This is a genomic window from Arthrobacter sp. 24S4-2 (assembly GCF_005280255.1).
GTDB lineage: Bacteria > Actinomycetota > Actinomycetes > Actinomycetales > Micrococcaceae > Arthrobacter.
Window position 1 is genome coordinate 4,143,773 of the sequence record NZ_CP040018.1, and the last position, 13,639, is coordinate 4,157,411.

Consider the following 13,639-nt stretch of genomic DNA (forward strand, 5'->3'; position numbering starts at 1 on the left):
GCCTTGAAAAGCGACGCAAAAATCGATGCCACCAGCGACACGGGTAACGATTCACTTGTTGCAGACCAGACTGACCACCCCGGCGAAGCGATTGCCGTCACCGCGGCAGGAGCGCTGCCGTGGCGCGTCAACAAGGACACGCTGGAAGTCCTGCTGATCCACCGCCCACGCTATGACGACTGGTCATGGCCCAAGGGCAAGATCGACGCCGGCGAGACCATTCCCGAGTGCGCCGTCCGTGAAATTGAAGAGGAAATCGGCCTCAGCGCAACCTTGGGCATCCCGCTCCCGCCCATCCATTACCACGTGTCCGCCGGCCTCAAGGTGGTCCACTACTGGGCAGTGGATGTGGACGGTGCCATGTTGCGTCCCGATGGCAAGGAAGTGGACAGCGTGATGTGGTGTTCGCCGGAAAAGGCGGCCACCCTGTTAAGCAACCCCGGCGATGTCGCCCCGCTGGAACACCTGGTGGCAGCCCACGCCCGCAAGGAACTGGACACCTGGCCGCTGTTGGTGGTGCGCCACGCCAAAGCCAAGCCGCGGTCCTCCTGGACCAAGGCTGAAGGGGACCGGCCGCTTGCCGCCACCGGCCTGCGCCAGGCGCAGGCCGTCCGCAGGCTGCTGCACGTGTGGAGGCCGCTGCGTGTTCACTCGAGCCCGTGGCAGCGCTGCGTTGCCACGATCGCACCATACGCCAAGTCGGCCGATGCCAAGGTGAAACTGCACGACGCCCTGACGGAGCACCGCCACGCCCGCAGCCCGAAGAAGACCGCCACAGTGGTGGAATCCCTTTTCGACAAGCAGCGCGCCATTGCTCTGTGCACGCACCGGCCTGCGCTTCCCACCGTCTTCAAGCAGCTGGGTGAGCACATGAACGCCCGGCTTCGCGCCCTCCTGCCGTCCTCCGACCCTTATCTGGCGCCGGGCGAAATCATTGTGTGCCACGTGGCCCGCGGCAGCAACCACAAGATCGTGGCCGTGGAACAGTTCCGGCCCTTCGACGACTAACGGCGCACGCCGCGAGCCGCGCGCCGCGCGCCGGAAAGATCCTTTCGGTTGACCTTCACGGCTTTGTATCAAATACTCAGTACATTGATGCAAATCTGGGGGATTTATGCCGGTCCAATTCGAACTGCCGCCGATGATGCTGCTGGGACCGCTGGTCGCCGCCGTCGTTCTCTACCTCATCCTCAGGTGGGTGGTGTGGGAACCCAAGATGGGCGCCTCACCCGAAACTGTTTCCCAGCACGCGCTCTGGGTGGGCGCTATTGGCTGGATGGCCAGTTCACTGCAGGGTGCCATGAACATCGGCATCATCCCGGCGGGCCGAACGACCAACCCTGTCATCGGACCTTTCCTGGTGACACCCGAGACAATGATCCCGGCACTGGCCTGGCCCATTCTTGGGGTCCTCGGGATCCATGCCCTCGGCCAGGTCAGCTATCCGAGGCCCAAACGCCTCCGCCGCAAGGCAAGCCTCCATGTGCGGAAGATCCGCGATTTCCTTCCGCGGCCGCTGGCGTGGACTACCCTGGCTATCTTCGCGGCTGCGGCCGTTTTTATCGCCTGGACGGGCACGCTTCGGGCATACGCACCGCTGCCCTACGGGTCACTCGGGGAGGATCCGGAAGGGTTCCGGACCATCGGCGGCGACGGGCGGATCGCCGGTATCGGACTCGCCGCCTGGCTGGGAACGGCGCTGGTTGTCCTGGCTGCGGGCACGTGGGCCGTTCTGCTGCTCATCTCCCGCCGAAGGCAGCTCGAGCAACTGACGGACCACGACAACTCAATGCTCCGGACGATCGCCATGAACAGGCTCCTGCGCACCGTGGCCACCGTGGCATCAGGGCTGGCCATCATCGCCGGAAACTTCGCCGCCCGGCCGGACCCTGCCGCCGGCAGCATGTCATGGACAAACTTCGCAGGCATACCGGGCATGGCCGTGCTGCTCGCCATGTTGATCTGGGCACCGCCGAAACTGGCCGGGCCGGCGGGCTCCAAGGCCAGGCTCGCCAATCCTGCAGGAGGGTCGCACCCCGCCACACGGCTGGTTGTCTCGATCGGCGCCGCCCTCGGTGTCGCTGCAGCCCTTCCCCTCCTCGTAGGAGTCTTCTTCGTGCCCGCGATCATGGGCGCGGCGGCCGGCTACGGACCACCCGGTTTCGTGGCGCTGGTGACGCTGCTGGTGCTTTTGGTCCTGGCGGCCGGCGAGCTGCTGCTCGGGCGCAATTACTCCGCCCCTGAGGAACGCCGCAGCTGGCCCCGGCAGCCGTTTGGGCCCGCCCTGTTGACTACCGCCATCCTGGCGCTGCTCATTTTCCTGGCGGCACTGGTGGTCACGGCTCACGGGAATTCCCTTCTTGGCCAGGACGGCGGCTGGATCCCGTCGGCGGTCCTTAGCGCCGCCGGCGTGGCTGCGGCATTGCCTGCCTTCTTCGCGGCCCGCTTCCGGTACGGAATACCGGGTGCTCCCCCGGGCCTCGATGGGGCCCTGCGGGCAATCACCGTTTACCGGATAGTCCGGACCCTTGCGGCCATGCTGATGGCACAGGCCGGCCTGTTGCTGTTGGCGAACAGCCGCGCGTTGGCTGCTGTCTTCGGTACGTCACCGGCCCCGCCGGCCATCCCGTGGTGGCCTGCTTCCCTTGCGGGCGCACTCCTGGCCGCCGCCGCTGTTGTCATTGCCGTAATACCCGTCGGAAAGTTCGCGGGATCCAAACGGCTCCCTGCCCGGCGCCCGGACCAGGACCTCGTCACATGAGGGCGGGCATATCCGTGGATCTCGGGTCGGCTGTCCCGCCGTATGAGCAGATCCGCACGCAGATCTCCTCGCTGATCGCCGTGGGATCCCTGGCCGCCGGAACCAGGTTGCCTACGATACGCAGCCTGGCCTCCGACCTGGGCATCGCCGCGGGGACGGTGGCCCGGGCCTACAAGGAACTTGAGCAGGCCGGCCTGACCGAAACGCGGCGGCGGAACGGCACTGTCGTCGTCGGGATGCCCGACGACGACTTACCGGCGGGCGGCGCCGTCAACGCTGACGTCGTGGCCGCCGTCGACCGTTACATCGCGGAAGGCCGCGCGGCGGGACTCGATGACGGCACGCTCGAGGGCATTCTGCGGGTGCGGCTCGGCCTAAGTAGACTGGGACAGTGAGCATCCCAACGCCCTATGAAGACCTCCTGCGTGACGTCCTTGCCAACGGCACGCACAAATCTGACCGCACCGGCACCGGCACACTCAGCGTGTTCGGCCGGCAGATGCGCTTTGACCTCAGCCAAAGCTTTCCGCTGGTCACCACCAAGCGGGTCCATTTCAAGTCCGTGGCAGTGGAGCTGCTGTGGTTCCTGCGCGGCGAAACCAACGTGAAGTGGATGCAGGACCAGGGGGTGACGATCTGGAACGAGTGGGCGGATGCCGACGGCGAGCTCGGTCCCGTCTACGGTGTCCAGTGGCGCAGCTGGCCCACGCCCGACGGCGGCCACATCGACCAGATCGCCGAGCTTGTGGAAAACCTCAAGTCCAACCCGGACTCGCGCCGGCACATTGTCTCCGCGTGGAATGTGGCGGAGCTCCAGGACATGGCGCTGCCGCCCTGCCATGCCTTCTTCCAGTTCTACGTCGCGGACGGAAAGCTGTCCTGCCAGCTCTACCAGCGTTCGGCGGACACGTTCCTGGGCGTTCCGTTCAACATCGCCTCGTATGCGCTGCTGACCTGCATGCTGGCCCAGCAGGTGGGCCTGGAGCCGGGCGAGTTCGTCTGGACCGGCGGCGACGTGCACATCTACGACAACCACATGGACCAGGTGCTCAAGCAGCTCAAGCGGGAGCCGTATGAGTACCCGCAGCTGAAAATCCTCCGCAAGCCGGGCTCCATCTTCGACTACACGCTGGACGACTTTGAAGTGGTCGGCTACCAGCACCACCCTACGATTAAGGCGCCGATCGCAGTATGAGCACCGACCACGCCATGGATCCCCTGGCCTTCACTGAAAAAATTGCCGCCGGCACCACCGGCGTCGGGCTGGTCTGGGCACAGACCACGGCCGGCGTGATCGGCAAGGACGGCGATATGCCGTGGCACCTTCCCGAGGACATGAAGCACTTCACCCTGCTCACCACCGGGCACCCCGTGATCATGGGCCGCAAGACCTGGCTCTCCTTCCCGGACAAATACCGTCCCCTGCCAGGGCGCACGAACATTGTGGTGACCCGGCAGGAAGGCTGGGGGGAGACTGACGAGGCGCAGGGCGCCCTCGCGGTGAAGTCGCTCGACGACGCGCTGCTGGAGTCCCAGTTCGCCCCCGGCCACGAGACGGTGTGGGTGCTGGGCGGCGGGGAAATCTTTGCCCAGACCCTGGACATCGCCGACGTCGCCGTGGTGACCTTCATCGACTCCGAGACCGACGGCGACACCTACGCGCCCGAACTCTCCTACGAGTGGAAGCTGGCAGCGAGCGAGCCGGCCACGGGCTGGCTCACGTCCGCCAGCGGGACGCGGTACCGGTTCACCATGTGGCGCCGGACCGAGGGCTAGGGCCATGCTGAAGAAGCCGGAAACACTCTTTGTCCTGGGCTACATGCTGCTCCCGCTGCTGGCCCTTCTGTCCGCGATCGTGGGGCTGACCATGATCCTGGGCGGCAACAAGATCGCCGGAGCCATCGTGCTGGTGGTGGTCACCCAGGCGTTCGCGTTCGGGGCGTTCTATGCACTGCGCCTCCGCAAGGCGGCGGTCCTCGAGCAGCACGACGCCGAGTAGCGGCACCTCCGTGCCGCCGTCGTACGTTCGGCACCGTGACGTAACCGACTGCGCCGTGCCGGTTCCGAAGTCTAAACTGGACGAATGACTACAGCAGCTACCCCCTCCGTCGGCCTGGTCGGATGGCGCGGCATGGTCGGCTCCGTCCTGATGCAGCGCATGCAGGACGAAGGCGACTTCGCCAACATCAACCCGGTGTTCTTCTCCACCTCAAACGCAGGAGGTGCCGCCCCGTCATTTGCTGATGGGGCCGGCAAGCTCGAGGACGCGTTCGACGTCGAGACCCTGGCGAAGCTGCCCATTATCGTCACCGCCCAGGGCGGGGACTACACCAAGCGCGTGCACGCCGAGCTGCGCGGCCGCGGCTGGGACGGCCTCTGGATCGACGCCGCCTCCACCCTGCGCATGAACGACGACTCGATCATCGTGCTGGACCCGATCAACCGCGACGTCATCGACAAGGGCCTGGTCAACGGCACCAAGGACTTCATCGGCGGCAACTGCACCGTATCCTGCATGCTGATGGGCCTCGGTGGCCTGTTCAAGAACGGCCTCGTCGAGTGGGGCACGTCCATGACCTACCAGGCTGCCTCCGGCGGCGGCGCCCGCCACATGCGCGAGCTCCTCAGCCAGTTCGGCACGCTCAACGCCGAGGTCAGCTCGGAACTGGACGACCCGGCGTCGGCCATCCTGGAAATCGACCGCAAGGTCCTGGCGCACCAGCGCACCGACATCGATGCAACACAGTTCGGCGTCCCCCTGGCCGGTTCCCTGATCCCCTGGATCGACGCGGACTTGGGCAACGGCCAGTCCAAGGAAGAGTGGAAGGCGGGCGTGGAGACCAACAAGATCCTGGGCACCGCCGGTGAAAACCACATCATGATGGACGGCCTGTGCATCCGGATCGGCGCCATGCGCTCGCACTCCCAGGCGCTCACGCTCAAGCTGCGCGAAGACCTGTCTGTTGCCGAAATCGAGAAGCTGCTCGACGAAGACAACGAGTGGGCCAAGGTGGTGCCGAACACCAAGGAAGCCTCCATGGCGGGCCTCACTCCGGTGGCTGCCTCCGGCACGCTCGACATCCCCGTGGGCCGTATCCGCAAGCTCGAAATGGGCCCGGAATACATCAGCGCCTTCACCGTGGGCGATCAGCTCCTGTGGGGTGCCGCCGAGCCGCTGCGCCGCATGCTCAACATCGCCACCGGCACCCTCTAGGCGCCTCCCCCGGTTCGCGGCACCAGGCGCTACGCCGCTTGGCCGAGGAACCTCAGGTACCTCGCGGCCTGCAGCTCAAATGATTTTTGGGCTGCAGGCCGCAGTCCGTTAACCGTGTCAAAGGGTTCAGGCACGACGGCGGCCGTCCGGCCGGTGCCGGTCCGCGCCCAGGTGCCGATCACTTCGCCGCCGGACACGATGGTCTTCTTGAACATCCCGTTGCCGCCAGGAACAACCTTTTGGGCATGCTCAGGCGGGAGCACAAGTGAGCGGTCGGTGTAGCCCAGCAGGAATTCATCCAACCCCGGCAGGGCCAGCAGGGTGCGCTGGCCGGGAACGCCGTCGTCGAGCAGGGCCGCGGTGGCGGGCGACATCCAGTAACTGGTTCCTTCGAACTCCAGTTCAACGAGCTGGTCCTTCACCAGCGCGAGGCCGCTGCGAACTTCTGTTACTGGCGTGTTGGACCACCAGGCGAAGTCGCGTTCGGTGGCCGGGCCGTGGCTGAGCATGTACCGCAACACCAGCTCCGCGATGCCCTCTGCACGGTCCAGCTCCCGGGATTTCGGGATCCACTCGTCGAACGCTTTGATCAGCTGCTGGTTCCCCACCAGCGGCCCCTGCACCAGCCAGGCCCGTTGGCAGAGGACGCCCAGCAGGTGGATGCCGCGCTGGCCGGCGGTGGACTGCCCTGCGGCTTCAAAGGCCGCGAAGAGCCCCTGGCGCGTGGCCGATCCGCCGCCCGCGACGAGTTCCAGCGCCGCCTCACGGCTGGATTCGACGTCCCTGGCATCAATCTCCAGCTCACGGTGGCGCCCGCCCATCCCCCGGAGGAGGCGGTCTGCGGTGATGTCCAGGATCCAGCGCAGGTCTTCCGGAGCCAGCAGGTGAAGGGTCCCGCGCATGGGCCATGAGCGGACGATGAGTCCTTCATCGAGCGCAGCGCGGACGGCGTCGACGCCGGAGCTGCGCATCCTGAGCCCGACAGCCCACAGCGCGGCCTGAATGTCCTGGGCCTGCATGGCCGTCATCCAGCGCACGGCGTCCGGCGCCGATTCGAAGTCCGGTGCCAGCAGCCCCTGCGCGGCCAGGCGCAGCCGGCCGATGACATGCCGGGTGATCCGGGTTCGTGTGCCTGCTCCCATGCACTCATCGTAGGACGGCCCGCGGACATTTCCGGTCCCCAATCGCGTCCGCAATTCCGGAGGCTCCCGGCCCGCGTTACCGGAAGGTCCCACACCGACGGCGCGGTACGGGCAGTACACCGCCTCCTCCCAGCCTGCTTACAGCCGACGTCCCTACGCTGGATGCATGACCGTTGGAGAGCTCTGGCCGCACCTGCGGCCCCTATGCCGGTCCCTGGCCCTGCTGGGCTGGCTCACGAGTGCCGCCGGCATGGCTGCGGGACTCTCGATCGCCATCGCTGGCGGAACCAGCCTCTCCCCCACCATGCAGGCACTGCAGTTGGCTTCCACGGTCAGCATGGGTGTGGCCGTCCTCAGCTTCATCGCAGCCTCGCTGCTGCAGCCCCAGCACCGTGGCTGGCGCGCCTCGGATTCCCGCGGGGCGGATGCGGCGCATGAGCAGGCCGGTGAGCTCCCGCCGACCATCCGGAGCTTCCTGCTGGCGTCCTTCGCTTTACTGGCGGGCGCCGTGGTTTTCGCCTGTGCCGGACTTGTCCTGCGCAGCGGGCCCAGCGCGCAGTCGGTGGCATTCTGCCAGGTCTTCCTCCTTGGCGCCGCGGCGTCCGGTTTCACCTTCATGCTGTTCAGCAAAGTGACCCCGCGCCACAGCAGGAACTGACGGCTACCCGGACGGTTCCCGGAAAATCCCCACTGGACGGACCCGGGAACGCCGCGTCCTAGAGCTCGACGCCGATCAGCAGCGGCTCGGGGTGCAGCTCGATGCCAAACTGCTCGACGACGCCGCGGCGCACCTCGCGCGCCACGGCCACCATGTCCGCCGCGCTGGCGGAACCCCTGTTGGTGATGGCCAGAGTGTGCTTGGTGGACAGGGATGCACGGCCGCCGGAGACGCCAGCGGTTTCCAGCCCATAGCCCTTGCCAAAGCCGGCATGGTCGATCAGCCAGGCGGCGGACAGCTTCACCTGTCCGTCGGCTCCGGCCGGATACCGGGGAGCGCCCTCGGGGAGCGTCTCCGCCGCCTCTGCCGGGACAATCGGATTCGTGAAGAACGAGCCGGTGGAATAGGTGTCCCGGTCTGTCGGGTCCAGGACCATGCCCTTGGAGGCCCGGAGGCGCAGGACTTCCCGGCGCACATCGTTGGCGTAGGCCCTCTTCCCGGGCTCAACACCCAGGGATTTCGCGAGCTCGGCGTACCGGATGGGCGCGCTCATGCGGCCCAGCGGCAGCTGGAATTCGACTGTGAGCACCACATAGCGCGGAGACCCGTGGACGGTGGTCTGTTTGAGGACCGAATCACGGTAGCCAAACTTCAGCTCGGAATTGGTGAAGGTTCGCACGGCGTTCTGTTCCCGGTCCCACGTCCGCACCGCGGCAATGGTCTGGGAGACGTCCGCTCCGTAGGCGCCCACGTTCTGCACCGGGGTGGCACCCGTGGACCCCGGAATACCGGAAAGGGCTTCGATTCCCGACCATGCATGCAGCACGGCATGCTCCACAAGGGCATCCCAGTTGTGCCCCGCCTGGACCACCACGGCCACCCCGCCGCACGAGTCTTCGGCGTTGACGGTGAACCCCTCAGAGGCAATCCTGAGCACCGTGCCGGGGTACCCGTCGTCGGAAATCAGCAGGTTGGAACCGCCGGCGATGATCAGCAGCTGCTCCCCGGCGGCGTCCGCCGAGCGGACAGCGTCGATGATCTCCGACTCCGTACGCGCCTCAACATAGTTGCCGGCGGGACCGCCAACAGCGGCAGTGGTCAGGTCGGAAAGCAAGGTGTGGGTCACCTGTCCAGCCTAGCGGTGATTGGGGCGGGACCGGGATTCAGGAAAGTTTTCCGGGCCACGGGTGACAGCAGGAAACTGACCACGAGCATTACTATCACGGCGAGCAGCGAGTGCAGGATGCCCACGTGTTCGGCCAGCAGTCCCAGCAGCGGCGGACCGCAGAGGAAAGCGCCATACCCGATGGTGGACACCACCGAGACGCGGGCAGCTGCCCTGACCGGATCATCGGCCGCCGCGGACATGCCCACGGGGAAGCCCAGCGAAGCACCCAGGCCCCAGACAGCCAGCGCCACGAACGCCAGCCATGGCACGGGAGCGAACACGAACAGTCCCAGGCCGGCGACTGCCAGCGCGGCGCACCAGCGCATCACGGGAACCCGGTCAAACCGGTCCAGGACCAAGGTGCCGGCGAAGCGGCCGATGGTCATGAAGGTGACGAACAGACCGTAGCCCGCTGCCCCGGCGGCGTCGGTCTGGCCGTGGCCGTCGGCAAGGGCCAGGGCCACCCAGTCGCCTGCCGCCCCCTCGGCGAGGGCAAGGCCCAGCACCAGCACGCCCAGTAGCAGGGTGCGCTTGTCACGCCAGGCCTGGGCGATCTGGCGTTTGTTGTCCAGCGGCTGTTCCGGAACCGCGTCCGTCTGCCGGACGATAGGGATGGGCCCGGTGGACGGGTCCTCGAAGGTATCCGTCCCGGCGGCCCTGAAGGGGCGCTCGCCCTGGACCGGCGTAACGTCAGCACGGAACCAGGCCGCGGCAGTTGCCACCGAGCCGGCCACGAGGAGCCCGCCGGCGGCCAAGTGCCAAAACACCGGGATGCCCGCACCGGCGGCCCAGGCACCCAGCCCGGCTCCTGCCACTGTTCCCAGGCTGAAGGAGCCGTGCAGCCGGGGCATGATGTGCCTCCGGACGGCACGTTCCACCGCGGCACCTTCGACATTGGACGCGGTGTTCCAGCTGGCGGCGCCCAGCCCGATGACCGCCATTCCCGCGGCAACCACCACCGGGCTGGCGAGCACGGAGGTGCCGAATCCCGCCAGGACCAGCCCGAAGCCCACCATGATGCTGCCGATCCGGATGGTCCGCCTGGACCCCAGCCGCAGGACGATCAGCCCCGATGCGGACACTGAAACAAAAGAGCCGGCAGTGAGGCAGAGCAGGAGCAGCCCGATGGTGCCGGGCGTCAGGTCCAGGCCGTCCCGGATCGCGGGCAGCCGGGACACCCAGGTGGAAAACGCGATTCCGCTGGCCCCATAGGCCACCACCACAGCGTTGCGCCAGTGGGTGACCTCGGCGGCCGGGACGAAGGCGCCCTTGGTCACGGCAGCGCCGTTGTTACGCAAGCTTTGTCACGCAAGCCTGACGACTGCCTGGGCCTTCATCAGGACCTTCTGGCCGGCGAAGACAACGGTGAGGTCCACGCGGGCGGTGCCGGCCCCGGCGTCGAGCGCGCCAATGGCGCCGCTTACCTCGATGACGGCGCCCGGCTCATCGGTACCGGTGGTGTCAGTGACCAGGACCGGTTTGGTGAAGCGCGTCTGGAAATCGACGACGGCGGCGGGGTCGCCCGCCCAGTCGGTCACCAGCTGGACTGCCGCGCCCATGGTGAACATGCCGTGGGCAATGACGCCGGGAAGGCCCACGCCGGTGGCGAAGGCTTCGTTCCAGTGGATCGGGTTGAAGTCGCCGGACGCGCCGGCATACTTCACCAGGTCCTGGCGGCTGACGGTGATGCTGCGGCTGCCGAGGTCCTGGCCGACGGCGAGATCCGAGAAAGTGGGGGCAATGGATGCTGTGCTCATGGTTACTGTCCCTCTCCGCGGACCAGGATGGACGAGGTGGTGGTGGAGACGCTCTCGCGGGAGCCGTCTTCTCCGGTGAGGGCGAAGATCTCCGAACGGGTGGTGATCATGGCGCCGCCGCCCATGGCACGGACACCGTCCACGTGCAGCTCCGCCACCAGCCGGTCGCCGGCGAAAATGGGGCGGTGGTGAATGAAGCGCTGGTCCGCGTGGACCACGCGGGAGAAGTCGATGCCGGACTCCGGATCCTCGATCAGCTGCGCGTCGGCGCGCTGGGCAATGATGATGGCGAAGGTGGGCGGCGCCACGAGGTCGTTGTGGCCAAGGGCCTTGGCAGCGTCCAGGTCGAAATGCGCGGGGTGGGTGGCCTTGACGGCCCGGGCGAACTCGCGGATTTTCTCGCGGCCGACGTCGTACACCTCTGCGGCAGGGTAGCTACGGCCCTGCAGATCCGGATTGATAGTCATGGCCTCAAGCCTATCGTTCCCGTGCCGTCGGACGCCGAAGAGGTGGGCCGGCTCACGGCCTGTTACGCGCAGAGGGCCTGGCACCGTTCCCCCGCGAGCGGTATGATGGATTCATCATTCCATCAATTCATGGCGACCGGCACAGGCATCCTCGGCATGAACCCAGCGACAGCAGGTCACAATGCTTTCCGCGGCACAGGCCCCTTTGTACGAAATCAAGGCCAACCTCTTCAAAGCGCTAGCCCACCCGGCGCGCATCAGGATCCTCGAACTGCTTGCGGCCGCCCCCGACACGACGGCCCCCGTTAGCTTCCTCCTGGCCGAAACGGGGCTTGAGGCCTCACACCTCTCCCAGCACCTGGCAACGCTTCGCCGGCACAAGGTTGTCACGTCGGTGCGGACAGCGAATGCCGTCACGTACCGCCTGGCACACCCCAAGATTGCCGAACTGCTGTCCATTTCCCGGACCTTCCTGCTGGACAATCTGGCTGATTCGAACGAGCAGCTCCGGCTGGCTCAGGAACTGCCGAGTGCGCACCTCTCGGGTCCCGCATTGTGAGCGCCGTTCCGGCGGCCTCCCCCAAGTCGCGGCTGCGCTCCGCTCTGACGAAGTATCTGCCGTCCCGCGGGGATTACGACGGTCTCAGCTCCTCGTGGAAGACGGATCTGCTGGCCGGCATCACCGTAGGAATCGTGGCGCTCCCTCTGGCCCTGGCGTTCGGGGTCAGTTCCGGCGTGGGAGCCGAGGCCGGCCTGATCACGGCCGTGGTGGCCGGCCTCGTGGCCGCGGTGATGGGCGGATCCAACGTCCAGGTGTCCGGCCCCACCGGTGCCATGGTGGTGGTGCTCGCCCCGGTGGTGGCGACCCATGGGACCGGAAGTATTGCCTTGGTTTCCCTCATGGCAGGCCTTATGGTCTGCGCCCTCGGCATCAGCGGGCTGGGGCGTGCTGTGGCCTTTATTCCCTGGCCGGTGGTGGAAGGCTTCACCCTGGGGATCGCCACCATTATCTTCCTCCAGCAGGTTCCCTCGGCCCTGGGCACCGAGGGTATCCCGGGCCACAATATCCTCCTCGCGGCCATCGAGAGCGCATCGCTTGCCACTGTGCCCACAGTTGCCCAGACCCTGGCTGTGGTGGCGGGGGTCGCGGCCATCATGCTGATTGCGCCTAGGCTTCACAAGTCGCTGCCCGCGAGCCTGATTGCGGTGTTGCTGGTCACCATTGCAGCGGAACTGCTGCAGCTGGACATCCCACGGATCGGGGCCATGCCACATTCCCTGCCGGCGCCCCGGGTACCGACGTTTGACCCTGCCGCGCTGGGCGGCCTGGTAATGCCCGCGGTGGCAATCGCGATGCTGGCCGCCATCGAGTCGCTACTGTCCGCACGGGTGGGCGCAGGACTGGTTGGACCGGACGGCAGGCTCAGCGGCCCCTACACGCCGGACCGCGAGCTCACCGGCCAGGGGCTGGCCTCCGTGGCGGCAGGCCTCTTCGGCGGCATGCCGGCGACGGGCGCCATTGCCCGGACCGCCGTCAACGTCCGTTCCGGTGCCAAGACCCGTCTCTCCGCGATCGTGCACGCCGTGGTGCTGTTGGCCATCATCTACCTTGCAGCGGGGCTGGTAAGCCGGATCCCGCTGGCCGTGCTGGGCGGAGTCCTGATGGTGACCGCAACACGGATGGTTTCACAGCGGACCGTCACTGCCATTCTTCGCTCCACCCGCTCCGATGCGGCAGTCTTCCTTCTGACGGCACTCATCACCGTGGCGTTCGACCTGATCATCGCCATCGAGATCGGCCTCGCCGCTGCCGCCCTGCTGACCCTGCGAAAGTTCGCATCGATGAGTGGCGTCCGCCGGCAGGACATTGCCGGGGCGCCAGTGGAGGGGGACGAGCACATTGCCGTCTTCACCCTCGGAGGCGCCATGTTCTTTGGCGCCGCGGAACGGATCCTGCAGGAAATCAGCGAGGTGAAGGACATCCAGGTGGCCATCATCCGCCTGTCCCAGGTGCGGATGCTGGACGCCACGGGCGCCCACGCCCTGGTGGAGGTCATCTCAGCCCTCGAGCTTCGGGGCATCACCGTGTTGGTCAAGGGGGTCCAGCCGGAACATATGGCCCTCGTGACCAACGTCGGTGTGATCCGGTCCCTGCGGCACCACAAGCATCTGTTCACCACGCTGCCGGCGGCCGTGGAGCACGCCCGGAGCCACGTGCTGCGGAACGCCGCTGCTAGCGCCTGAGGTTCTTGCGGATCTGCTGCCCGCGCACCACGATGCCCACAACGTGCAGGACCAGGCCCAGCCCGATCACGGGCAGCGAGGCCACGGCGAGGCCCTGGTTGTTCGAGGTGTTGCCCACCAGGTTGAGGATGATGCCGACGGCGATCAGGCCCATGGCGCTGAAAACGAGCACCTTGTAGGCGGTGGATGCGGTGGCCCAGAATTCGTTCAGCACCGTGCCATTCTACG

Annotated in this window: 16 protein-coding genes; 10 read left to right on the forward strand and 6 right to left on the reverse strand. The window is 66.9% G+C overall.

Translation table 11 applies throughout. The features are described from left to right. The first annotated feature begins 3 nt into the window (after positions 1-3). The 7 genes from FCN77_RS19220 (at position 4) to asd (ending at position 5,975) form a co-directional block, all read left to right on the forward strand. Positions 4-1,008 (forward strand): NUDIX hydrolase, encoded by a 1,005-nt coding sequence (locus FCN77_RS19220; RefSeq protein WP_254678638.1) that lies wholly within the window; start codon positions 4-6, stop codon positions 1,006-1,008. Positions 1,009-1,114: 106 nt separating this feature from the next. After that, positions 1,115-2,761, forward strand: coding sequence for a hypothetical protein (locus FCN77_RS19225; RefSeq protein ID WP_254678639.1), 1,647 nt, complete (start codon positions 1,115-1,117; stop codon positions 2,759-2,761). Next, positions 2,758-3,156: a GntR family transcriptional regulator gene (locus tag FCN77_RS19230; RefSeq protein WP_137323544.1), complete on the forward strand. Its 399-nt coding sequence runs from the start codon at positions 2,758-2,760 to the stop codon at positions 3,154-3,156. The genes FCN77_RS19225 and FCN77_RS19230 overlap by 4 nt, the downstream gene beginning before the upstream one ends. Next, positions 3,153-3,956 carry a thymidylate synthase gene (locus FCN77_RS19235; protein WP_137323545.1) on the forward strand — a complete coding sequence of 268 codons (804 nt, stop codon included), beginning with the start codon at positions 3,153-3,155 and terminating at the stop codon, positions 3,954-3,956. Before FCN77_RS19230 ends, FCN77_RS19235 begins: the two co-directional genes overlap by 4 nt. Then, entirely contained in the window at positions 3,953-4,537 is a 585-nt protein-coding gene (locus FCN77_RS19240) for a dihydrofolate reductase (RefSeq protein ID WP_137323546.1), read from the forward strand. Before FCN77_RS19235 ends, FCN77_RS19240 begins: the two co-directional genes overlap by 4 nt. Positions 4,538-4,541: 4 nt before the next feature. Continuing rightward, positions 4,542-4,760, forward strand: coding sequence for an NF038396 family protein (locus FCN77_RS19245; RefSeq protein WP_028269619.1), 219 nt, complete (start codon positions 4,542-4,544; stop codon positions 4,758-4,760). An 84-nt stretch (positions 4,761-4,844) separates the two neighbouring features. After that, entirely contained in the window at positions 4,845-5,975 is a 1,131-nt protein-coding gene (asd, locus tag FCN77_RS19250) for an aspartate-semialdehyde dehydrogenase (RefSeq protein WP_137323547.1), read from the forward strand. A 29-nt stretch (positions 5,976-6,004) separates the two neighbouring features. Here asd and FCN77_RS19255 read toward each other — a convergent pair whose 3' ends face one another. Next, positions 6,005-7,117, reverse strand: coding sequence for a winged helix DNA-binding domain-containing protein (locus FCN77_RS19255; protein ID WP_137323548.1), 1,113 nt, complete (start codon positions 7,115-7,117; stop codon positions 6,005-6,007). Between the two features lie 166 nt (positions 7,118-7,283). On the opposite strand from FCN77_RS19255, the gene FCN77_RS19260 reads away from it, so the two are divergent. Next, the gene (locus tag FCN77_RS19260; RefSeq protein WP_137323549.1) at positions 7,284-7,775 is read left to right on the forward strand and encodes a hypothetical protein; all 492 of its coding nucleotides are present in this window, start codon (positions 7,284-7,286) and stop codon (positions 7,773-7,775) included. A 58-nt stretch (positions 7,776-7,833) separates the two neighbouring features. Here the strand turns inward: FCN77_RS19260 and FCN77_RS19265 are convergent, their stop codons facing one another. From FCN77_RS19265 to FCN77_RS19280, 4 genes are read right to left on the reverse strand one after another with little or no spacing between them, the layout of a single operon-like run. Beyond that, the gene (locus FCN77_RS19265) at positions 7,834-8,901 is read right to left on the reverse strand and encodes a UDP-N-acetylmuramate dehydrogenase (protein ID WP_137323550.1); all 1,068 of its coding nucleotides are present in this window, start codon (positions 8,899-8,901) and stop codon (positions 7,834-7,836) included. After that, positions 8,898-10,241 (reverse strand): sugar MFS transporter, encoded by a 1,344-nt coding sequence (locus FCN77_RS19270; protein ID WP_137323551.1) that lies wholly within the window; start codon positions 10,239-10,241, stop codon positions 8,898-8,900. Before FCN77_RS19270 ends, FCN77_RS19265 begins: the two co-directional genes overlap by 4 nt. A 6-nt stretch (positions 10,242-10,247) precedes the next feature. Then, entirely contained in the window at positions 10,248-10,685 is a 438-nt protein-coding gene (locus FCN77_RS19275; protein ID WP_175417459.1) for a MaoC family dehydratase, read from the reverse strand. Positions 10,686-10,702: 17 nt separating this feature from the next. Beyond that, entirely contained in the window at positions 10,703-11,167 is a 465-nt protein-coding gene (locus FCN77_RS19280; RefSeq protein ID WP_137323553.1) for a MaoC family dehydratase N-terminal domain-containing protein, read from the reverse strand. Between the two features lie 181 nt (positions 11,168-11,348). On the opposite strand from FCN77_RS19280, the gene FCN77_RS19285 reads away from it, so the two are divergent. Both FCN77_RS19285 and FCN77_RS19290 read left to right on the forward strand, forming a co-directional pair. Then, on the forward strand, positions 11,349-11,726 hold the full coding sequence (locus tag FCN77_RS19285) for a metalloregulator ArsR/SmtB family transcription factor (protein ID WP_137323554.1): 378 nt from the start codon (positions 11,349-11,351) through the stop codon (positions 11,724-11,726). Further along, entirely contained in the window at positions 11,723-13,411 is a 1,689-nt protein-coding gene (locus FCN77_RS19290; protein ID WP_137323555.1) for a SulP family inorganic anion transporter, read from the forward strand. Before FCN77_RS19285 ends, FCN77_RS19290 begins: the two co-directional genes overlap by 4 nt. Here FCN77_RS19290 and FCN77_RS19295 read toward each other — a convergent pair. Further along, entirely contained in the window at positions 13,401-13,625 is a 225-nt protein-coding gene (locus FCN77_RS19295) for a DUF3188 domain-containing protein (protein WP_137323556.1), read from the reverse strand. The two genes, FCN77_RS19290 and FCN77_RS19295, sit on opposite strands and share 11 nt — an antisense overlap. Between the last annotated feature and the right edge of the window lie 14 nt (positions 13,626-13,639).

Bases quoted from the DNA above. Each gene is read 5' to 3' on its own strand.
- FCN77_RS19225 (WP_254678639.1), top strand. From the start codon at position 1,115: ATGCCGGTCCAATTCGAACTGCCGCCGATGATGCTGCTGGGACCGCTG.
- FCN77_RS19230 (WP_137323544.1), top strand. From the start codon at position 2,758: ATGAGGGCGGGCATATCCGTGGATCTCGGGTCGGCTGTCCCGCCGTAT.
- FCN77_RS19240 (WP_137323546.1), top strand. From the start codon at position 3,953: ATGAGCACCGACCACGCCATGGATCCCCTGGCCTTCACTGAAAAAATT.
- FCN77_RS19245 (WP_028269619.1), top strand. From the start codon at position 4,542: ATGCTGAAGAAGCCGGAAACACTCTTTGTCCTGGGCTACATGCTGCTC.
- asd (WP_137323547.1), top strand. From the start codon at position 4,845: ATGACTACAGCAGCTACCCCCTCCGTCGGCCTGGTCGGATGGCGCGGC.
- FCN77_RS19255 (WP_137323548.1), bottom strand. From the start codon at position 7,117: ATGGGAGCAGGCACACGAACCCGGATCACCCGGCATGTCATCGGCCGG.
- FCN77_RS19260 (WP_137323549.1), top strand. From the start codon at position 7,284: ATGACCGTTGGAGAGCTCTGGCCGCACCTGCGGCCCCTATGCCGGTCC.
- FCN77_RS19280 (WP_137323553.1), bottom strand. From the start codon at position 11,167: ATGACTATCAATCCGGATCTGCAGGGCCGTAGCTACCCTGCCGCAGAG.
- FCN77_RS19285 (WP_137323554.1), top strand. From the start codon at position 11,349: ATGCTTTCCGCGGCACAGGCCCCTTTGTACGAAATCAAGGCCAACCTC.